The organism is Labrenzia sp. C1B70 (genome assembly GCF_000475395.1).
Lineage (GTDB): Bacteria > Pseudomonadota > Alphaproteobacteria > Rhizobiales > Stappiaceae > Roseibium > Roseibium algicola.
In genome coordinates this window covers 102,266-122,428 of record NZ_AXCE01000012.1, presented here as the reverse complement: position 1 = coordinate 122,428, position 20,163 = coordinate 102,266, and the positions used below count along the sequence as shown (strand labels likewise).

Sequence of the window (20,163 nt, the reverse complement as noted above, 5' to 3'; positions counted from 1 at the left end):
TGCAAAAAGATCTGGTGCCGGTGCGGCCCGATTGCTGCCGGAATGATAATGCGAGTTGGCTGCGCGCTAGACGCCGCAGACCGAACTAGGCGAGGAGAGTATCAGATGACCAAGTGGGTCTACAGTTTCGGCAATGGTGCTGCAGAAGGTGCAGCGAATATGCGTAATCTTCTCGGTGGGAAGGGCGCAAACCTTGCCGAAATGAGCAGCCTGGGTCTGCCCGTGCCACCGGGCTTCACCATCACCACGGAAGTCTGCACCTGGTACTACGAGCATGAAAAATCCTATCCGGACGCTTTGACGGCACAGGTTGCCGAAGCGCTCGAGAAGGTCGGCGAGGCGACCAACCGCAAGTTTGGTGACCCGGAACGGCCGCTGCTGGTTTCCGTCCGCTCCGGCGCCCGTGTTTCCATGCCCGGCATGATGGATACCGTCCTGAACCTCGGCCTTAACGACCAGACAGTCGAAGCGATCGCGCAAGAGGCGGGAGACAGGCGTTTCGCCTACGACAGCTACCGCCGCTTCATCCAGATGTATTCCGACGTGGTGCTGGGCCTCGACCACCATGAATTTGAAGAAATTCTGGAAGAGTACAAGGAACGCAACGAACTGACGCTCGATACCGAAATCGATGCGGATGCCTGGCTGGGCATCATCGAGAAGTTCAAGGCGCTGGTGGAAGAAGAACTGGAAAAGCCGTTCCCGCAGGATCCGCAGGAGCAGCTCTGGGGCGCGATCGGTGCGGTCTTCAGTTCCTGGATGGTGCCGCGTGCCGTTACGTATCGCCGCCTGCACGATCTTCCGTCCTCCTGGGGAACAGCCGTCAACGTTCAGGCCATGGTGTTCGGCAACATGGGTGAGAGCTCTGCGACCGGCGTCGCCTTTACCCGGAACCCTTCCACTGGCGAAAACGCCCTTTATGGCGAGTTCCTGGTCAATGCACAGGGCGAGGACGTGGTTGCCGGCATCCGGACACCGCAGGATATCACCGAGAAGGCCCGCATCGGGGCGGGGTCTTCCAGCCCGTCGCTGGAAGCGCTGATGCCGGAGGCATTTGCTGAATTCCAGACCTATTGTGCCAAGCTGGAAGCCCACTACAGGGACATGCAGGACCTGGAGTTCACGATCGAGAAGGGCAAGCTTTGGATGCTGCAGACCCGGTCGGGCAAGCGCACCGCCAAGGCGGCGCTGAAGATCGCGGTCGACATGGTAGCCGAGGGGCTGCTGGGTGAGGAAGAGGCCATTGGCCGCGTGGAGCCTGCTGCGCTCGACCAGCTCCTGCACCCGACAATTGATCCGAAAGCAAAGCGCGATGTGATCACGACCGGCCTGCCGGCCTCTCCCGGCGCTGCATCCGGTGCCATCGTCTTTTCCTCCGACGAGGCGGAAAAAGCCAAGGCGGAAGGGCGCAAGGTCATTCTTGTTCGCGTGGAAACCAGCCCGGAAGACATCCATGGCATGCATGCGGCCGAGGGTATTCTGACCAGCCGGGGCGGCATGACAAGCCACGCGGCCGTGGTGGCGCGCGGCATGGGCAAGCCCTGTGTCGCCGGGGCTGGGATGCTGCGGATCGACTATCGCAACGGTGTGATCAATGCTGCCGGACGGCAGTTGAAGGAAGGTGACATCATCACCATCGATGGAGCCACCGGACAGGTTCTGGTTGGTGAGGTCGAGATGCTGCAGCCGACGCTCTCCGGCGATTTCGGCACACTGATGGGCTGGGCCGACAAGGTGCGCCGCATGCGCGTGCGCACCAACGCGGAAACGCCGCAAGACGCCAAGGTTGCGCGGGAGTTCGGCGCTGAAGGTATCGGCCTTTGCCGCACCGAGCACATGTTCTTCGAAGGCGAGCGTATCATTGCCGTGCGCGAGATGATCCTGGCCGAGACCGAAGCCGGACGCCGGACAGCACTTGCAAAACTCTTACCGATGCAGCGGCAGGACTTTACCGATCTCTTCGAAATCATGCACGGCCTGCCGGTAACGATCCGTCTGCTGGATCCGCCACTGCACGAATTCCTGCCGAAATCGGAAGAGGAACTGGCGGACGTCGCAAAAGCCATGGGTGCCGATCCGGAGTTGCTTCGCGACAGGGCGATGGCACTGGAAGAATTCAACCCGATGCTCGGCCATCGCGGCTGCCGTCTGCTGGTTTCCTATCCGGAGATCGCCGAAATGCAGGCCCGGGCCATCTTCGAGGCGGCTGTCGAGGCTGCCAAGGTAACCGGCGCACCGGTGGTTCCGGAAATCATGGTTCCGCTGGTCGGCCTCAAGGGAGAACTCGACCTCGTACGCCAGAGCATCGAGGCCATGGCAAAAGCCGTGATGAGCGAAACCGGAGCGGAACTGACATACCAGATCGGCACCATGGTGGAACTGCCGCGCGCCGCCCTGAAAGCGGCGGAAATCGCACAGTCTGCCGAGTTCTTCTCCTTCGGTACCAACGATCTGACGCAGACCACCTTCGGTATCTCGCGCGATGATGCGGCTTCCTTCCTGGGGACGTATCAGACGCGCGGCCTGCTGGAGCAGGATCCGTTCGTCTCTCTCGATCAGGAAGGCGTGGGTGAGCTTATCAAGATCGGCGTTGAACGCGGCCGCTCGACCCGTCCCGACATCAAGCTTGGCATTTGCGGGGAGCATGGCGGTGATCCGGCCTCGATCTCCTTCTGCGAAGGCGTCGGTCTGGACTATGTCTCCTGCTCACCGTTCCGTGTGCCGATTGCCCGCCTCGCAGCAGCTCAGGCGGCCTTGAAGTTCAAGTCCGGAAGCTGAATGGGGCGGAAAACTCCGGTCGAGGCCAAGGGGAGTGCGGTGTGAGCGATGCCTACCCCAAGCTGGACGTCTTGCGCGCGGGTGGTAAGAGGCAGCTCGCGCGGGTTCTCAGCCGGCTAGAAAGCCATGCGGAGGATGCCGAAACCGCAGCTTTTCTGGACTCGGCCGCTGGTGAAGCCACCGCGAAAGTGTTGGGCCTCACCGGTCCGCCCGGCGTCGGAAAATCAAGTCTGACCGACGCGCTCATCAAGGCGTGCCGGTCGGCAGGGCAGACTGTGGCTGTGCTTGCGATTGATCCGTCTTCCGCGGTGACCGGTGGCGCCCTTCTGGGTGACCGAACCCGCCTGAAAACCGATCCATCCGACGATGGCGTCTTCGTCCGCTCCATGGCGGCGCGAGATCGCCTCGGGGGCCTCTCCGATCATGCAGTTGCGGCAATTGCCGTTCTCCGGTGCGTGTGCGACTGCGTGATCGTTGAAACCGTTGGTATCGGACAATCGGAAGGTGACCTGAAGCAGGCTGTCGACACGGTTGTTCTGTGTATCCAGCCCGGATCGGGTGACAGTCTGCAGTTCATGAAGGCCGGCATCATGGAGCTGCCGGATATCGTGGCTGTCACCAAGGCAGATATGGGTGTGCTTGCCCGTCGGGCTGCCTCGGATGTCGCGGGCGCCCTGTCGTTGAGCGATACCGACAGCACTACGGGGTGGAAGGTGCCTGTGTGCGAAGTCTCCGCGCAAACCCTCAGCGGTGTTGATGATCTGGTTGACCACTGGACGCGCCACCATGCGCACATCGCGTCAGGTGAGGCCTTGCAACGTCAGCGCAAAGCGCAGCATGTTGCCTGGTTCAAGGATATGGTGCGTACGGAATTCGGTCACGCTGGCCTGAAGCTGGCTGACGGGGCAGGGCAGAACTGGCTGACATTGGCCGAGACAGCGCCCTTTGCGAGCTTTCACTCGTTTGCCGCCAGGCTCCGTCCGTCACTGGGCCTTTGAGCCTGGTGGCGTTTCCAGGTCGTTCCTGAACAAATCGAAGGGCTGACGGGCAGGCATTTGCCCGTACGAAGTGTCGTCAAGCTTCCGCCGCGCGTACCTGGTAGCTCAGGTCTGTACCGTAACCGGGCGTACCGACGCGGTGAAATTCGTCCAGGAACGCGGTCAGGGCGGTGTCCGTCAGCGGCCGGGAAATGTAGTAGCCCTGCATTCGGTTGCAGTCGTGTGCCTGCAGGAAACGGATCTGTTCCAGCGTCTCGATGCCTTCGGCAACGATGGTCATGCCAAGCGCTTTGCCGAGCTGGATGATCGATACCAGAATGGCCTCGGCTTCGGCGTTGCCGTTCATGTCGGAAACGAAATCCCGGTCGATCTTGAGCGTGTCGAAAGGGAAGCGGCGCAGGTAGCTGAGGCTGGAATAACCTGAACCGAAGTCATCGAGCGCAACCTTCACGCCCAGGTTCTTCAGCCTGCGCAGGGCCTTCAGCACCGAATCGTTGCGGCCCGCGAAAACACTTTCGGTGACTTCAATTTCCAGGCGCTGTGGCGGCAGGTTGTTGGCGGCAAGGATCGCCATCACCTTTTCGACGAACCGCGGATGCTTGAACTGGTTTGGCGAAACGTTGACCGAAACGGTGATGCCGGGCCATTCGTGCGCCTTGGCGCAGGCCTTGTTGAGCACCCAGATGCCCAGTTCGTTGATCAGGCCGGTTTCCTCGGCCACCGGAATGAACTGCGCCGGGGAAATGACTGTGCCGTCTTCCTTGGTCCAGCGGGCCAGCGCTTCAACGCTGACAATCCGCTTGGCCGATGTGTCGGACTGCGGTTGGTAGGCAAGTGTCAATTCGTCGTTCTTGAGTGCCAGCCGAAGTTCGCGGGACAGCCGGTCCTTGGACTGGACGTGATGTTCCATGTTCGGTTCGAAGAAGGAACGGCGGTTCCGGCCGTTTGCCTTGGCATCATAAAGCGCGATATCGGCCTTGCGCAGCAGCTCGTCCGGATCGTTGCCGTCGCGCGGGGCAATGGCAGCGCCCATCGAGAGGCTGGCGTGAAGTTCACGGCGCCCGATCATGATCGGACGGCCGATTTCGTCCTGCACCTGGTCGAGGATGTATTCCAGCCAGACATCGTCTTCGCAGTTCCTGATGACCATCGCAAATTCGTCGCCGCTGATGCGCGCAACGATCCCGGTTTCGGGAATGACGCGCTGCAGTCTCTGGGCGACCGCAGTGATCACCTTGTCACCGGCGGAATGGCCAAGCGTATCGTTGATGTCCTTGAAATGGTCGAGGTCGATGTAGACGACGGCGGTGTTCGTTCCCTTGGCGACGCTTTCGTCCAGTGTGTCCGTCAAAAGTGCATGGAACCGCGCGCGGTTCGGCAGGCCTGACAGGGCGTCATGACGCGAGGAGTGGACTGCCTTGGCTTCGCTGCGTGCAAGACGTTTGGTCATCTGGCGGGTGAAGATGGTCACGGCGATGACCACGGCGGCAATCATGAACGCCGCCAAGGCCAGGAACGGATTGATCCGGCGTATCATCTGGCTGCCGGGCTCGGTTGTCTGCCAGGCGATCAGGCCGACATCCTGTCCAAGCGGGGACTTCAGCTGAAACCTGCCGACGCCATCGCGCTGGGTCTGGTTGTTGGCGAGAACAAACCCGTCAAGGCGAGACATTTCCGAGATTTCCGTCAGCTTCTCACCCCTCAAGGGTACCAGACTTACCAGCACTGACGGCGGGAAACGGACTCGGGAGATCGACTGGATCTGCGGCATGATGGCGGCGGCACTGAAGAGATACGGTTCGCCCGCCAGGGAGACGAGGCCGGTTTCGGCAATCGACCGGCGCGCGTCGCTGCTTTGCGGAATGAAACTGTAGAGCCCGGATGGTGTGCGGCGGAAGGAAATGATGTAGCGGGCGCGCACCTTGGCAACGGCGGGCTTCAGTTCCTGAAGCAACTCCTGCGTCATCCACTTGTTGGTGTGGTTCTGCGCGTAGACATATTGCACGCCGTAATCGCGGTTGATCAGGATCGACTTGGAAAAACCGTGGTTCTGGAACAGCCAGTGCATCAGGTTGTTGTAGATCCAGCCTTCGTCCGGGTTGATCTGATTGACCCGGTGATAGGCTTCGTCCCAGATCACGACGCCGTTCTGCTGCTTGACCATATAATTCTGGGTCAGCTGCAAAGCGCCGGAAATGAGCTTGTTCTGGGATTCGACAGCGGTTTCGTCCGACAGGCGGGCAGACCAGTGCAACAGGCCGAAAATACCGACAACGGATATCATGACGATCACGACCATCGGAATAATGATCGCGTTTGCTATCTGTCCGCCGGAGTTTTTAGACGAATTGTACATATACGAGCCCGATTTCTTTGGCCCGAGTATTGTCGATCTGGGTTAAGGAATGCCGCAAATTCTAAGTAAATTAAGGGTAAAGTCTCGAAACGTCCGATCCGGTTTTGCAAACAGTCTTAAAGAGCTTAGCTGTACGGGCCCCAAGACTTGGCCTATCGGTTGCTCGAACAGCTCAAATCAGCTGTAAGCTGCGGAAGCTGACGTTTGTACGCAGACCAACGATGATATGGTCATGCACCTCGATCCCGAGTGGGCCGGCAATATCGACGATTTTCTTGGTCATCTGTATGTCGGCGCGTGATGGGGTCGGATCGCCCGACGGGTGGTTGTGGACAAGGATCAGGGCCGTTGCCGAAAGCTCCAGGGCACGCCGGATCACTTCGCGCGGATAGACCGGGGTGTGATCGACCGTGCCCGTCTGCTGAACTTCATCTGCGATAAGCGCATTTTTCTTGTCGAGAAACAGGATCCTGAACTGCTCTACCGGGGCCAGCCCCATGGAAACCTGCAGGTAGTCCATGACCTTCTGCCAGCTGTCGAGCACCTGCCGTTTTTCCAGACCGGCCTTGTGAAAGCGGATGACCGATGCATGCACCGCCTGAAGCGCATCTATGCTGATGTCGGACAGCCCCGGAATTTCCTTGAGCCGTTCCCGGGGGGCGGCAAGGGCTGCCGGAAAGGAGCCGAAGCGCTGAAGCAGTGCTTTGGCGATCGGCTTTGTATCCTGGCGGGGCAGGGCGGAAAATAACAGGAATTCCAGGAGTTCATAATCGGCGAGACCTTGCTCGCCGGTTTTACGAAATCGTTCCCGCAGCCGCTGGCGGTGTCCCTTGTGGTCGCTGCCGGTTGCGGCCGGTGCTTCACTGGCGGTCGTCGTCTCTTTCATGAGCTCCTGCGTCAGCCGCTGTCAGATGACGGTGCATCGCCGGTAAACGAACTTCAGGCGGACAATCAGTCCGTCTGCAGGCCCGGCTTGTGGATGCCTTTGGGGGACGTGGTGAAGATCTGGCAGCCTTCAGGCGTGATGCCGATGGAATGTTCGAACTGGGCGGACAGGGACCTGTCCCGCGTGACGGCCGTCCAGCCGTCGCTGAGAACCTTCACGTGCGGGCGGCCCAGATTGACCATCGGTTCGATGGTGAAGATCATGCCCGGCTTCAGTTCAACACCTTCGCCAGGACGCCCGTAATGCAGGATGTTGGGGGTGTCGTGGAACAGAAGACCAAGACCGTGCCCGCAGAAATCGCGCACGACCGAACAGCGTTCAGCCTCGACAAAGGTCTGGATGGCAGCGCCGATATCCCCGGTGGTGTTGCCTGGTTTGGCAGCCTCGATACCGCGCATCAGCGATTCATAGGTCACATCGATCAGGCGCTCGGCAGCGCGCTTCAACTGGCCGACCGGATACATGCGGCTGGAATCACCGTGCCATCCGTCCAGAATGAAGGTCACGTCGATGTTGACGATGTCGCCCTCGCGCAGGGCCTTGTCGTTGGGAATGCCGTGACAGACGACATGGTTGATCGACGTACAGGAGGACTTTGTGTAGCCGCGATAGTTCAGCGTCGCCGGAATGGCGTTGTGATCCATGCCGTACTGGTAGACGAAGTCGTCGATTTCCTGGGTGGTCGTGCCCGGTTTGACGATGTCGGCCAGCTCGTCCAGACAGGCTGCGGTCAGCTGTCCGGCGCGCATCATGCCTTCAAAATCTTCAGGGCCGTACAAACGTACCTGACCCGTGTTTTTCAAAGGGGCTTCCGAAGCGTCGATATAGCTGACCATGGGGTTTACCGTGTCTCACAATTATCCGGTGCCATTCTAAGCCCACAAGGCCCCGTTCGGCACCAATTATCCGTTACCTGTTCTCATACCGCCCAAAGCGCCTATTTTCCAGCTTCTGTTCCCGCAAAATCAGGCTGACGTGGAAACTTCCCGCCTGTGCGCTGAAAAGCGGCAGTGCCTTCTTGCGCTTTTCGGGCAGGAGAGCTAGGGGAAGGGAAAAGCGGGCGTGGTGGAATTGGTAGACACAAGGGACTTAAAATCCCTCGGCCCTAGGCTGTACGGGTTCGAGTCCCGTCGCCCGCACCATGGTTTGTTGCGCTACCGGCCTTTGGCCCACTTTAGCGGCGGCCTGGTTCGAGGTTCCCTTTCGCGCCTGTCCTTCTTCCCTGTGCTCTTGCCTTTCCAGCCGGTTGAGCGCAGATTTTGTGTCCGACCCCGCTAATCCATCCCTTCGCCTGCAATCTGCAGATTTTTCCGGATTGTCACGGATCCGTTGAACGACTGTCACAATTTGCGCCCGAAAGAGCGCTAGATCATCGGTCGATCAACCGGGAACGCGTTTGCTTCCGGCCCCAGTTCACTCCCGCTCTCGCGGTGTCACATCTCATTGCGGTCCGCTACCGGGCCATCCTCGAATTCGTTCGACCTGCTCGCCGGAAGGAGTTTCCATGACTTATGCCGACAATCGCGTGCCCTCCGGCAGTGCCCTGACAGTTCTGAAAAACGCCCGGCTGGTGCTCGCCGATGAAGTCGTCAGTGGTCACATTGCCTTTTCCGAAAGCGGGATTGTCTCGGTGGACCAGGGCAGCGCGCCGCAAGCCGGGTTCGATCTCGAGGGCGATTACCTGCTGCCGGGGCTGGTCGACATTCACACCGACCACTTCGAAAAGCATGTCTTTCCGCGTGCACATGTGCGCTGGGATCCGCTCAGAGCGGCGATGGCCCATGATGCTCAGATCATCGGCAGCGGCATTACCACTGTGTTCGACAGCCTCTGCGTGGGGGCGACGATCAAGAACCCGGAGCGCCGCGAAATCCTGGCGCCAATGATCGACGCCCTGGAGACGCTTCAGGCCTCGGGAATGCTCAAATCGGAGCATCTGGTGCATCTGCGCTGCGAGATCACCGATGGCGAGACCACGCGCCTGACGGAAGAAAACATCGGCAAGGACATCGTGCGCATGGTGTCGGTGATGGAACACCTGCCGGGCCGACGCCAGAGCAAGGACGTCGAGGCCTATATTCACCGCCGCATGGCCGACACGGGCGAAACACGTGCCGTTGCCGAGCGTGAGACACAGGAGCTGTTGAACTTCTCCGATGAAATCAGCTCGAAGGTTCGTCCGGCTGTGGTCGCGCTGGCGCATGCACACAAGCTGCCGCTGCTCAGTCACGACGATACGGAACTCGAACACATCGACGAAGCCCTCGGCGAGGGCATCAGCGTTTCGGAATTTCCCTGCACACTGGAGGCAGCCCGCAAGGCCAAGAGCCACGCAATGCACGTCGTCGGTGGTGCGCCCAACGTCATTCGCGGCGTGTCCCAGTCGGGCAACATCGCGGTCAGCGCACTGTTGGCGGAAGATCTCGTTGACATCCTGGCTTCGGACTACGTCCCGCGCTCGCTGCTCGACTGTGCGTTTCTTGTGGGGCTGGACGATGCGTTCCACGCCGACCTTCCGGCAGCTATTCGGATGGTTTCGAAAACGCCTGCCGAGGTTGCCGGACTATCAGACAGAGGCGAGATCGCAGAAGGAAAACGCGCCGACCTGCTTCATGTCGGCGTCCTCAACGGACATCCCTTCATCAAGCAGGCCTGGCGGAACGGACAGCGGATGCTCTGATCATTCGACTAAAATTCCTCCTCCGTCATGCCATGGCTTGACCATGGCATCCATGCCGTTTCCGAGGTGAGCATGAGGCGCTGATCAGGATTTTCCGAGGTCTTGCTGATTGGGAGGCATGCAGCGGAAAAAGGAAACTCGGCGGGAGGAGAAAAACGCTGCTTCTCCCCCAGGTGAAAATTACTTTCGCCCCGGCTCCAGCCCGATGATCCGCCGCCGCAGGAAACCGGAGAAGCCGTCGATCAGGTAGACCATGAAGATGATCAGGAAAATGATCGTCCAGGCTTCCGGCCAGCGGTAGGCGTGGATTCGATCGGCGAGGAGGAAGCCGATGCCTCCGGCGCCGACAATGCCAAGGATGGTGCCGGTGCGGGTGTTGGATTCAAAATTGTAGAGGATGATCGACAGGATCACCGGCAGGGCCTGCGGCAGAACCGCAAAGCGGATTGTCTGCAGGCTGCCGCCGCCGGAAGCGCGCACGCCTTCGACCGGCTTTTGACTGGTGTTCTCTATGGCTTCCGAAAAGAGCTTCGAAAACGTGCCGACTTCCGAAACCGCGATGGCCAGAATGCCTGCCAGCGGCCCGAGGCCGAAAGCGCGGATGAAGACGAGTGCGAGGATCAGCTGTTCGATCGCCCGCAGGGCGTCGAAACCGCGCCTGACACCGAGCCGGAGCCAGGACAGCGGCAGGATGTTCTTGGCCCCCAGGAATGCCAGTGGAAATGCAACCAGCGCTCCCAGAAGCGTGCCCATGAACGCCATGGCAACAGTTTCCCCGAGACCTTTCAGAACTTCCTGCCATTCCGCCCAGCTTGTCCAGATGTGGGGTGGAAACATGAAGGCGAGTACATCGCCAAAGCGGGTCGCCCCGTGAAGAAGTTTTTCAGGCGCAAAGCCGAAATCCCACAGGCACCAGCCGGTCAAAAGAAGGAAAGCCGACCAGCCGGCGAGACGGATCAGGCGCGTCCGGAGCGGCGTTGAAAAGGCGCCTGGTACGAGCGTTCTGGCGCGGGCGATATCTGGAGATTGTGCGGTCATGGTCAGATGCCTCTTCCGGTCAGGCCGATGATGCGGTGACGCACCTTTTCGCTCAGCATGTCGATGACGATCACGGTGAGGAAGACGATCAGGAACAGGGCCGAAAGATCGGTGTATTCCTGCAAGGACATTGCCACGCGGATCTCTTGGCCCAGGCCACCTGCGCCGACGAAGCCGATGATGGAGGAGGACCGTACGTTGATCTCGAACCGCAGCAGCGTGTAGCTGATGATGTTCGGGACAACCTGGGGCACGATGCCGTAGCGGATCTGGTCGAACCAGGTGCCGCCCGACGCCTTGATGCCTTCGAGCGGGCGCATGTCGGCATTTTCGTTGGCTTCGGAATAGAGCTTGCCGAGAGCGCCGGTGGCATGAAGACCGATGGCGAGAACACCGGCCAGCGGGCCGACGCCAAAACAGAAAACGAAAATGAGTGCCCAGACGAGATCCGGAACCGTCCGGATGATTTCCAGGAACCGGCGGGTGACATTCAGGACCAGTCTGTTGGGGGAGAGGTTCCGTGACGCCGGGAAACTGAGGAGAAACGCACCGATGATGCCAAGCAATGTTGCCATATAGGCAATCAGGATCGTTTCCAGGAGCAGCCAGAGCCAGACCTTCCAGCGCCAGAACCAACCGGCAAGATCCGCCCCGAGTGTCTCGCGGTGAAGCTCTGGCAAGGTCTTGTAGAGATACTCTCCAAGCCGCGGCAATCCTGCCCAGATCTTCCACATGGACACACGGTCGCCATCGGGCAGGGTGACGTCGGTCATGTCGAAGAAACCGCCTAACCACGCCGTTGCGAAGAAGCAGAGTGCGAAGACCGCAGTCGAGACGAGGTTTACCCGGAGGGCTGACCGGCGAGTGGCAGCATAATCGATTTCGAACCGGTCAATGGCAGGGGAGAGCGCTGTCATGCCTCTAGTTCCAATGATTTTGGGCAGGATGCGCTGACGCCGCAGCGTTCTGCGCCACAAGTTTTTCCAGGCGTCATCCCGGGAGACGCGAAGTGCCGCCCGGGATGACGATGGTCGGGTCGTCGGGAGAAACCCGGATCAGCCGGTTTCCTCCCTCGCTCTGAAAAGTCAGCCGCCGCGGCGCTGTTTCTTCAGCCAGTCGCGCATTTCGACGATCCACTGGTAACGGTCGTGATCAACCTCGATCCACGCTTCCTGGGTGCTGTCTTCACCGCCGGTCATTTCGATGAATGCCAGCGTATCCTTTTCCGGGATTTCCATGACCGCGGTGCGCATGGCATCGATCAGGCCCTTAGGCAGGTTGCTGCGGGCAGCCAGCGGACCGGAAGTGATTTCCGGTGACTTCCAGATGGTGCAGATCGCGTCTTTCTCGATCATGCCCTTGGTGACCATGCGCTGCGGAATGCCGTCTTCCTCGTTGGTGATGTAGGTAGCGGCAGCGTCATACTGCTTGTTGTAGACACCAAGCACACCGGTTTCATGGGCTCCGGAAAAGGGAATGGCACCGAAATAGGTTTTCGGCTCGTAGCCCTGTTTGCTGAGGTTGAAGTAAGGCACGGCGTAACCGGACGTGCTGTCCGGATCGGCAAAAGCCAGTGTCTTGCCCTTCAGATCCTCAAGGGTCTTGTAGCCGCTGTCGCAACGCACGGCGACGACCGAGAAATAACCGGTGGAACCGTCCTTCTGCAGGCGGGAGACAAGCGGAACCACACCGCCGTTGGTTTCGGTGTAGGCAGCGGCATAGGAAGACGAACCGAAGAAGGCGAATTCGATCTGGTCGGCCGCCATGGCCTGGATCACGCCGTCATAGGATCCGGCGGTGAAGATTTCGACATCAACGCCGAGTTCGTTCTCCAGGTACTTTTCGAAAGGCGTGTAACGGGCAATCCGGTCCTTTTCGTTTTCACCGGAAAGAATGCCGAACTTGACTGTCTTGTACTGGTCCTTCCAGCTGTCCGCCAGGGCCGGGGAGGCTGCAAGAACGGCAGCGGAAACGGCTGCTGCAAAAATGGCCTTCATCTCAAGTCTCCTTTGGTGCCGGCAGATCCGGCGATTTGCGCGGCAAAGGCCGCTTCAAGAGCGAGAGCGGATGATCCGCTTCGCGAAGGTCAGGCCCCGACAGCCTTCATCGGCGGCCGGGAAGTGGTTGTCGAAAGGGAGGTGGAGGTGACTGCTTCGTTGATGTCATCGGAAAGATCGTCGGTTCCATAGATTTGCCGAACCCTTTCACTGGTCAGGGCGTCCGGCGTGCCGTCGAACTGAACCCGCCCGTCCTTCATTGCGATGATCCGATCGCAGTAGGCACGGGCGGTGTCGAGCGTGTGCAGGTTGACCAGCACCGTAAGACCGTCCGTCCGGTTGATTTCGCGCAAGGCGTCCATCACACGGCTGGCGTTGGCCGGATCAAGTGAAGCAATCGGTTCGTCGGCCAGCATGATGCGCGGGTTCTGCACCAGCGCCTTGGCGATGGCGACGCGCTGCTGCTGCCCGCCGGAAAGGGTTCCCGCGCGTTGCAGCGCCTGGGGCACAAGGTCCAGCCGGTCCAGGGCTTCGATGGCGCGGGCGCGGTCTTCGTCAGTAAAGGATCGCGTCATGGAGCGCAGGAACCCAGTGTGGGCGATGCGGCCAACCATGACATTGGTCAGCACATCCATGCGCTCGACGAGATTGAACTGCTGAAAGATCATGGCGCAGGACGCGCGCCAAAGCCGCAGATCGCGACCCTTCAGGGCCGTGATGTTCTTTCCCTCGTTAAGGATCGTCCCACGGCTGGGGTCGGCCAGCCGGTTGATCATGCGCAGGAACGTGGACTTGCCGGCACCGGACCGGCCGATCACGCCGACCATCTGTCCCTTGGGAATGGCAAGGGAGACACTGTCCACCGCGGTCAGGTCTCCAAAGACTTTAGATAATTGCTCAATGACCAGCATCGGGCCCTCCGAAAAACGGAGAGCGAACTAGCAGACATGTGCCGAGAACAGATGTCTATACGATTATACTTTTATGAAGTTTTACGACAGAGGCATCGAGAAAATTTGCCGGAAAACAAATAAGACCAAGTTTTGTCTGGAAGTTCGAAGTTAAAGAAATTATATGCTTCGTAAATCCATCTTTCTCTGATGTAAATTTCGTAAAATTTACATAATACAGTCACGTTCCGCGGCGCGCGTGTCGTTACGCTCTTGTTGCCTTGCCGGCTTTGTTTCGGCTGTCTGAGGAGTTCCTGTCATGCGCTTTTTGAAATCCGCCGCACTCGCGGCTGCCGTTCTTGCCGTTTCCCTGTCTTCTTCCCTGGCCGACACGTTCAAACTGGCCGTTACCGATGTTGAGGGCCTGGAGCGGCTGCAGGTTGAATGGGGGCCGTTCAAGAACGCCCTTGAAAATGCAACAGACCACACCTTCGAGTTTTTCCCGGTTACCAGCAGGACTGCGGCGGCTGAAGCCTTGCGCGCCAAACGCGTCGACTTTGTCGTAACCGGTCCTGCCGAGTACATAGTGATCAACAAACTGACCGAAGCCCGTCCGCTTATCGGTCTTGGCCGCCCGGACTACTTCTGTGCCGTCGTCGTACGAGCCGACAGCGGTCTTACGCGGCCGGCCGATCTCAAGGGCAAGAAGGTGGCCTTCGGTGACATCGGTTCCACCTCGAACATGCTGTGCCCGATGCAGCTGATGGCCGATTATGGCGTCGATCCGGTCAAGGACATCGAGAAGCTGCATACTTCGCGCAACATTGCGCATGAAGCCTTGAAGAAGGGTGATGTTGCCGCCATCGGGATCAATCACAATTCGTGGATTGGCACCCGCAACAAGGATGACAGCGTCCCGAACGGCTTTTTCCGGGTGATCGCCCGTTCCGGCGATCTGCCGAACGACATGATCATGGCCGGAGCCCATGTCGATCCTGCGACAGCGCAGAGCCTGCGTCAGGCGATCCTCGACAACAAGAAATCAATCATCGCCGCGATCCTGCAGCACGAGGAAAACGACAAGTATTCGGGTATGGATCTGGTGGCGATCGAAGATGGTGCCTATGACCTGGTGCGGTCCATGTACACCACCGCCGGTTTCCCGCAATACGACAAGTTCATCGGCGAATAATGGCGCAGCCTCTGCTCCAGTCCGCCGGCGCAATTGCGCCGGCGGTCCCAGCCCGACAGCCCGTGACGGAGACGCCGTGTGACCTGAAGGTCGAAGGCCTTTGCAAGTCTTTCGGCAAGGACCGGAGCGTGCTGCGCGAAGTTTCCTTCTCCGTGGGACGTGAGGAAGCGGTTGCCTTGATCGGTTCAAACGGTGCTGGAAAATCGACCGCGTTGCGCTGCGCGCTGCGCCTGATCGAGCCGGAAGCCGGTTCGGTTGTGTTGTTCGGTGAAGACATTTCCTCCGCGCGACAGCCCCAGCTCAGGCGGGTTCGCACCGAGGTCGGTTTTGTCTTTCAAAAGCACAACCTGGTGCCTCGTGTTTCGGCGTTGACCAACGTAATCCATGGCAACCTTGGCCGCACCGGTGGCATGCGCGGCTGGTCGCAGTTTCTGGCCAAAACGGCATTGCGTGACCGGGCAATGTCTTGCCTCGAAAGGGTAGGGCTCGCGGACCATGCACTGAAACGGGCAGACCAGCTCTCGGGCGGTCAGTCCCAGCGGGTTGCGATCGCCAGAGCCTTGATGCAGCAGCCCAGAATGATCGTCGCGGACGAACCCGTTGCCAGCCTTGATCCGGTTGCCGGCCAGGAAGTGATGGACCTCTTCCGCCAACTCACCCGGGAGGAGGGGATCACGCTCCTGTTCACCTCGCACAACGTGCAGCAGGCGCTCGCCTACTCCGATCGGGTCCTTGCAATCCGACATGGGGAAGTCGTTCTGGACGAGAAGAGCAGCAACCTGAGTGTTGCGGATCTGGGGAAGCATTATGGCTGATCTCCTGACATTGAAACGCTCCCGCATGCCGGATCGGTTCGAACGCCCGGGTGCATTTCATTTTGTCGCCTATGTCGCGCTGCTGGCCTTCGTTGTCTGGTCGTTTCAGGGGGCAGGCTGGTCGTTTTCCGCGCTGGTTTCTGGCGGTCCGGCGCTGGTCGACTTCCTGTCGAGGGCCTGGCCGCCTTCGCTGGAAAGGTTGCCGCAACTGTCAAAGGCGTTGCTGGAAACGTTTCAGATGGCGCTCGCGGGCACACTTATCGGCATCGTCCTCAGCCTGCCGTTGGCGATCCTGGCCGCAAAAGGCCTGACGCGGCCGTCGATGTTGTCCCGGGCTGTCTATTCCTGTGCCCGCTTGCTGGTTGCCCTCTTCAGGACGGTGCCGGATCTGGTCTGGGCATTGGTCTTTGTCATTTCGGTCGGACTTGGCCCATTCGCGGGCACGCTTGCGATTGCCGTCGACACCATCGGTTTTTGCGGACGCTTCTTCGCTGAAGCCATGGAGGATGTGGAGAAAGGACCAACCGAGGCGCTGACAGCGGCCGGTGCAGGGCGTTTCGACACGATCTTCTGTGCAGTGGTACCTGCCGCGATGCCCTCCTTTATCACGACCTCGCTGTTCGCGCTTGAAAAGGCGACACGGTCCTCAGTCGTGCTTGGTCTTGTCGGGGCAGGGGGCATCGGCATCGAACTCAAGGTGGCCATGGACTTTTTCGACTACCAACTCGCGATGACCATCATCCTGATGATCTTCGTGCTGGTTCTTTGTGTTGAGCGGCTTGGCACAATCGCCCGCAGCCGGATACTGGAAGGATCGTCTCAATGAGCGACACACACACTCTGGAAAAAACCGATACCGCCCATCTCGCGTGGGACAAGCGCTGGCAGACAGAAGAAGGCCGCGCGGATTGGCTGCGTCCGGAGGCGGACGTTGCCGGTCTGATCGAAAGACTTCAGAAGCAGGGGCCGGTGAAGGCCCTGGATCTGGGCTGCGGGGTTGGCCGACATGCGCTTTCCTTTGCCCGCGCCGGGTTCGAGACCCACGCGATGGATCTTTCCGAAGCCGGGCTGGCCGAGCTGAAAAAGAGCGCGGCACTGGAAAGCATGCAGATTGCGACGCATCTGGCGCCGATGACGTCGCTGCCTTTTGAGGACGACAGTTTCGACTATGTCCTGTCCTTCAACGTGATCTATCACGGTGATCCGTCGATCGTCCGTACAGCCATTTCGGAGATTGCCCGGGTGTTGAAACCCGGCGGAATCTACCAGGGAACCATGTTGTCAAAGCGCAACGCGAACTTCGGGATCGGGACGGAAATTGCCGCGGACACGTGGGTTCGTGAGGGGGATGACGACAAGGATCACCCGCATTTCTATTGCAATGCGAGTGAGCTGGTGTCGCTTTTCGACCGGTTTGAGCTGAGCTACCTGGAAGACAAGGTGCACTCGAAGCCCGGGTCGTGGCACTGGCACATGATCGCGGAACTCAACCGCTGAACGAGCCGGTCTCGGCGGCGGGCGTTATTCGCCCGCCGGTTCCGGCAGCGGTTCGTCCGTCTCCGGATTGAGTGTCTGGTCGGCATCGGCGGTCGGCTGACGGGTAAAGCCCTTGAGGTCCGCAAATTCGCGGGCGTCCCGCTGGATTTCCACCGGGCTGAGGGCATAGCCGGTCGCCAGTTCGGCGAGCGAGCGCAGCGCGTGCATGTGGATGCGCTCATAGCCGTGGCTGGCATCAACACCAAATGTGATCAGCGCCGTGCGCACGTCCGCACCCGCCTCGATGGCGGTTGCCGCATCCGAGCGATAGAAGCGGAAGACATCCTTCTGGAACTTGATGTCGTTGTCCCGGCAGAGTTGGACCATCTTGCGGGTGAGATGATAGTCGAATGGTCCGGTCTGGTCCGCCATGGCGATCGTGACGCCGAATTCGTCCGAATTCTGCCCTGGGGCAGTGGTGCCGTTATCGATGGCAACCAGCGACGCGATGTCTGGCGTCAGGATGGACTGAGCGCCATGACCGGTTTCCTCTGCAATCGTGAACAGCCAGAACACGTCGACCGTCGGTTCGATGTCGGATTCCACCAGCGCCTTGATCGCCGCCAGCATCACCGCAACACCTGCCTTGTTGTCCAGGTGGCGGGAAACGATGAAGCCGTTTTCCAGGAACTCCGGCGCCGGGTCTATGGAAACAAAATCGCCGACGTCGATACCAAGCCGGTGCAGGTCGTCTACCGACTTGGAATAGGCGTCTACGCGAAGTTCGACATAGGGCCAGCCGACCGGAAGTTCATCCACGCCGTTGTTGTAGGTGTGCCCCGACGCCTTCAGCGGCAAGATGGTGCCGGTGTAGGCGCCGCTTTCGGAAAAGATCGTCGTGCGGGCTCCTTCCGCGAAGCGGGCGGACCAGTGGCCGATAGACACCAGCTCCAGCCGACCGTTGTCTTTCAACGATTTTACCTGAGCCCCAAGCGTATCGAGATGCGATACGAAGGCCCGCGCGGGACGGCGCGACTTGCCGGACACTCTCGCCCGAACACCGCCACGGCGGGTAATTTCGTAAAATACCCCAAGCGCCTCCAGTTCCTTGGAAACGTGACGGACAATTTCGTCCGTATAGCCCGTCGGGCTTGGGATTTTCAGAAGTTCCTTCAGTCGATCGTTCAAATAGGAAATATCGATATTCAGCAAGGTCATGTTCCGGCCCGGTTCAAGGTCGTCCTGACGGGTTGAGGCACCGACAGGGGAAACAGGAAGTCCACGAAGCGTTCTGCGGTTGGCTGAGGTTCGTGGTTGGCGAGCCCCGGCCGCTCGTTCGCCTCGATAAAGCGGTACTCCGGTTGTCGCGGGTCTTTGACCATCAAGTCAATGCCTGTCACCGGAATTTCAATTGCGCGCGCTGCCTTGATCGCGGCTTCGATCAGGGTGTGATGGGTTTCGCCAGTCACATCATGAATGGTGCCGCCGGTATGAAGGTTGGCCGTACGGCGGACCGGCAAGGTCTTGCCTTCGGGCAGGATATCTTCCAGCTGAAAGCCATTGGCTGTGAGGCAGCGTAGAACCTCGTCGTCCACTTCGATCCTGGATTCCCCGCCTGTTGCCGCAGACCGGCGGCGGGACTGGATTTCGATCAGTTCTCCAATCGTGGCCTTGCCGTTTCCGGTGACCTCGGCCGGTTTGCGCAGGGCGGTCGCCACTACCTTGTAGTCGATCACGACAAGCCGCAGATCCTGACCGGTCACGAATTCCTCCACCAGAACATCATTGGAGTAGGTACGGGCGACTTCCACCGCAGCCATGACGTCTTCGGTCGTGGTCAGTCCGATGGCGATGCCCTTGCCCTGTTCACCGCGCGCTGGCTTGACCACAACCGAACCGTGCTGCTCCAGAAACGCGGCGATCTCATCAGCGGATCCTGCAAGGATCTGGTCAGGCACGTTTACACCGGCCCTTTCGACGATCCGGCGCGTGGTGGCCTTGTCGTCGCAGATGGACATGGCGACGGCGCTGGTGAATTCGCTCAAGGATTCCCGGCAGGCGACCGAGCGGCCACCATAGGACAGGCGGAAGAAGCCGCCTTCCGCGTCGATGATCTCCGCCTGGATACCGCGCCGCCGTGCCTCGTTCACGACAATGGTGGCGTAAGGGTTGAGCTTGTCTTCAACGGCAGGGCCGGCGAACAGAGCCTCGTTGATGGTGTTCTTGCGCTTGATGGTGAAATAGGGAACCCGCTCGAAGCCGAGTTTGTCGTAAAGGCCAATGGCAAGTTCGTTATCGTGAAGCACCGACAGGTCCATGTGCGGTGCGCCTTTGCCTTTGAAGACCTCCGCCATGCGCCGGACTAGGGCTTCCCCTATGCCCGGAAACCGGGCCTGTGGGGAAACAGCAAGGCACCAGAGCGAACTGCCGAGATCGGCATCATTGGTGGCCCGGCTGTGATCGACGCCCATTGCCGTGCCGACGATGACACCGGTCTCGTCTTCTTCCGCCACGAGTACCGTGATGGTACGCGGATCGAGTTGCGACCAGAAGAACTCCGGCGGCACCGGCACCATGCCACGGGTGAGATAAAGTTCGTTGATCGCCTCCGCATCACTGCGGGAAGACAAACGCCGTACCGTGAAGCCCTTGCGACGATTGCGCGCCGGCCTGTAGGTCGCGAGATCCAGGCGGAATGTGTGCGAGGGGTCAAGGAACAGCTCCTGCGGGGCCGAGCCGACAAGTACATGCGGATCACGCACATAGAACGCGATGTCGCGTCTGTCCGGTCGCTCGTTGCGCAGGACCTCGACCAGTTTCTCGGTTTCGCCATAGGTGTTGGCAAACACCAGCCGTCCCCAGCCACAATCGATGAACCGGTTCTTCTGGGCTTCCGTCTCGTCCAGCCGGTATTCCGGTTTGAGCCCATGCTGGCGCATGCGCTTCAGGCGGTGGTCAAACGCACCTTTCGGTCGCGAAGGTTCATTCTCGGCCATG

The 20,163-nt window shown here is 59.8% G+C and carries 16 protein-coding genes and 1 tRNA gene; 8 read left to right on the top strand and 9 right to left on the bottom strand.

Annotated features, from left to right (window positions below; translation table 11 throughout):
• The first annotated feature begins 105 nt into the window (after positions 1 to 105).
• Together ppdK and Q666_RS48840 are read left to right on the top strand one after the other, a co-directional pair.
• Positions 106 to 2,778, top strand: coding sequence for a pyruvate, phosphate dikinase (ppdK, locus tag Q666_RS48845; RefSeq protein WP_023001045.1), 2,673 nt, complete (start codon positions 106 to 108; stop codon positions 2,776 to 2,778).
• 41 nt (positions 2,779 to 2,819) lie between these two features.
• The gene (locus Q666_RS48840; protein WP_023001046.1) at positions 2,820 to 3,776 is read left to right on the top strand and encodes an ArgK protein; all 957 of its coding nucleotides are present in this window, start codon (positions 2,820 to 2,822) and stop codon (positions 3,774 to 3,776) included.
• Positions 3,777 to 3,852: 76 nt separating this feature from the next.
• Here the strand turns inward: Q666_RS48840 and Q666_RS48835 are convergent, their stop codons facing one another.
• From Q666_RS48835 to map, 3 genes are all read right to left on the bottom strand, one after another.
• Positions 3,853 to 6,132, bottom strand: coding sequence for a bifunctional diguanylate cyclase/phosphodiesterase (locus Q666_RS48835; protein ID WP_031269300.1), 2,280 nt, complete (start codon positions 6,130 to 6,132; stop codon positions 3,853 to 3,855).
• Between the two features lie 172 nt (positions 6,133 to 6,304).
• Complete coding sequence (gene radC, locus Q666_RS48830; protein WP_023001048.1) at positions 6,305 to 7,018, bottom strand: DNA repair protein RadC; 714 nt, start codon at positions 7,016 to 7,018, stop codon at positions 6,305 to 6,307.
• A gap of 65 nt (positions 7,019 to 7,083) precedes the next feature.
• On the bottom strand, positions 7,084 to 7,914 hold the full coding sequence (gene map / locus Q666_RS48825) for a type I methionyl aminopeptidase (RefSeq protein ID WP_023001049.1): 831 nt from the start codon (positions 7,912 to 7,914) through the stop codon (positions 7,084 to 7,086).
• 220 nt (positions 7,915 to 8,134) lie between these two features.
• Here map and Q666_RS48820 point away from each other — a divergent pair.
• Positions 8,135 to 8,220 (top strand) — tRNA-Leu (locus Q666_RS48820).
• 362 nt (positions 8,221 to 8,582) lie between these two features.
• Complete coding sequence (locus Q666_RS48815) at positions 8,583 to 9,758, top strand: alpha-D-ribose 1-methylphosphonate 5-triphosphate diphosphatase (RefSeq protein WP_023001050.1); 1,176 nt, start codon at positions 8,583 to 8,585, stop codon at positions 9,756 to 9,758.
• A gap of 180 nt (positions 9,759 to 9,938) precedes the next feature.
• Here Q666_RS48815 and phnE (Q666_RS48810) read toward each other — a convergent pair whose 3' ends face one another.
• From phnE (Q666_RS48810) to phnC (Q666_RS48795), 4 genes are all read right to left on the bottom strand, one after another.
• Positions 9,939 to 10,796 (bottom strand): phosphonate ABC transporter, permease protein PhnE, encoded by an 858-nt coding sequence (phnE, locus tag Q666_RS48810; protein WP_023001051.1) that lies wholly within the window; start codon positions 10,794 to 10,796, stop codon positions 9,939 to 9,941.
• Between the two features lie 2 nt (positions 10,797 to 10,798).
• The gene (phnE, locus tag Q666_RS48805) at positions 10,799 to 11,713 is read right to left on the bottom strand and encodes a phosphonate ABC transporter, permease protein PhnE (RefSeq protein ID WP_023001052.1); all 915 of its coding nucleotides are present in this window, start codon (positions 11,711 to 11,713) and stop codon (positions 10,799 to 10,801) included.
• A gap of 168 nt (positions 11,714 to 11,881) precedes the next feature.
• Positions 11,882 to 12,793 carry a phosphonate ABC transporter substrate-binding protein gene (gene phnD / locus Q666_RS48800; protein ID WP_023001053.1) on the bottom strand — a complete coding sequence of 304 codons (912 nt, stop codon included), beginning with the start codon at positions 12,791 to 12,793 and terminating at the stop codon, positions 11,882 to 11,884.
• 89 nt (positions 12,794 to 12,882) lie between these two features.
• A complete protein-coding gene (phnC, locus tag Q666_RS48795; protein WP_023001054.1) occupies positions 12,883 to 13,704 on the bottom strand; it encodes a phosphonate ABC transporter ATP-binding protein in 822 nt (273 codons plus the stop codon).
• A gap of 298 nt (positions 13,705 to 14,002) precedes the next feature.
• Between phnC (Q666_RS48795) and Q666_RS48790 the strand changes: the two genes are divergently transcribed.
• From Q666_RS48790 to Q666_RS48775, 4 genes are all read left to right on the top strand, one after another.
• Positions 14,003 to 14,875 carry a PhnD/SsuA/transferrin family substrate-binding protein gene (locus Q666_RS48790; RefSeq protein WP_023001055.1) on the top strand — a complete coding sequence of 291 codons (873 nt, stop codon included), beginning with the start codon at positions 14,003 to 14,005 and terminating at the stop codon, positions 14,873 to 14,875.
• A 62-nt stretch (positions 14,876 to 14,937) separates the two neighbouring features.
• Positions 14,938 to 15,690, top strand: a complete 753-nt coding sequence (gene phnC, locus Q666_RS48785) for a phosphonate ABC transporter ATP-binding protein (protein WP_208993915.1) — start codon at positions 14,938 to 14,940, stop codon at positions 15,688 to 15,690.
• The gene (phnE, locus tag Q666_RS48780) at positions 15,683 to 16,516 is read left to right on the top strand and encodes a phosphonate ABC transporter, permease protein PhnE (protein ID WP_023001057.1); all 834 of its coding nucleotides are present in this window, start codon (positions 15,683 to 15,685) and stop codon (positions 16,514 to 16,516) included. The genes phnC (Q666_RS48785) and phnE (Q666_RS48780) overlap by 8 nt, the downstream gene beginning before the upstream one ends.
• Positions 16,513 to 17,187, top strand: a complete 675-nt coding sequence (locus Q666_RS48775) for a class I SAM-dependent methyltransferase (RefSeq protein WP_023001058.1) — start codon at positions 16,513 to 16,515, stop codon at positions 17,185 to 17,187. The genes phnE (Q666_RS48780) and Q666_RS48775 overlap by 4 nt, the downstream gene beginning before the upstream one ends.
• 24 nt (positions 17,188 to 17,211) lie before the next feature.
• Here Q666_RS48775 and Q666_RS48770 read toward each other — a convergent pair whose 3' ends face one another.
• Positions 17,212 to 18,384, bottom strand: a complete 1,173-nt coding sequence (locus tag Q666_RS48770) for an osmoprotectant NAGGN system M42 family peptidase (RefSeq protein WP_023001059.1) — start codon at positions 18,382 to 18,384, stop codon at positions 17,212 to 17,214.
• Positions 18,381 to 20,162, bottom strand: a complete 1,782-nt coding sequence (gene ngg, locus Q666_RS48765) for an N-acetylglutaminylglutamine synthetase (RefSeq protein WP_031269302.1) — start codon at positions 20,160 to 20,162, stop codon at positions 18,381 to 18,383. Before ngg ends, Q666_RS48770 begins: the two co-directional genes overlap by 4 nt.
• Between the last annotated feature and the right edge of the window lies 1 nt (position 20,163).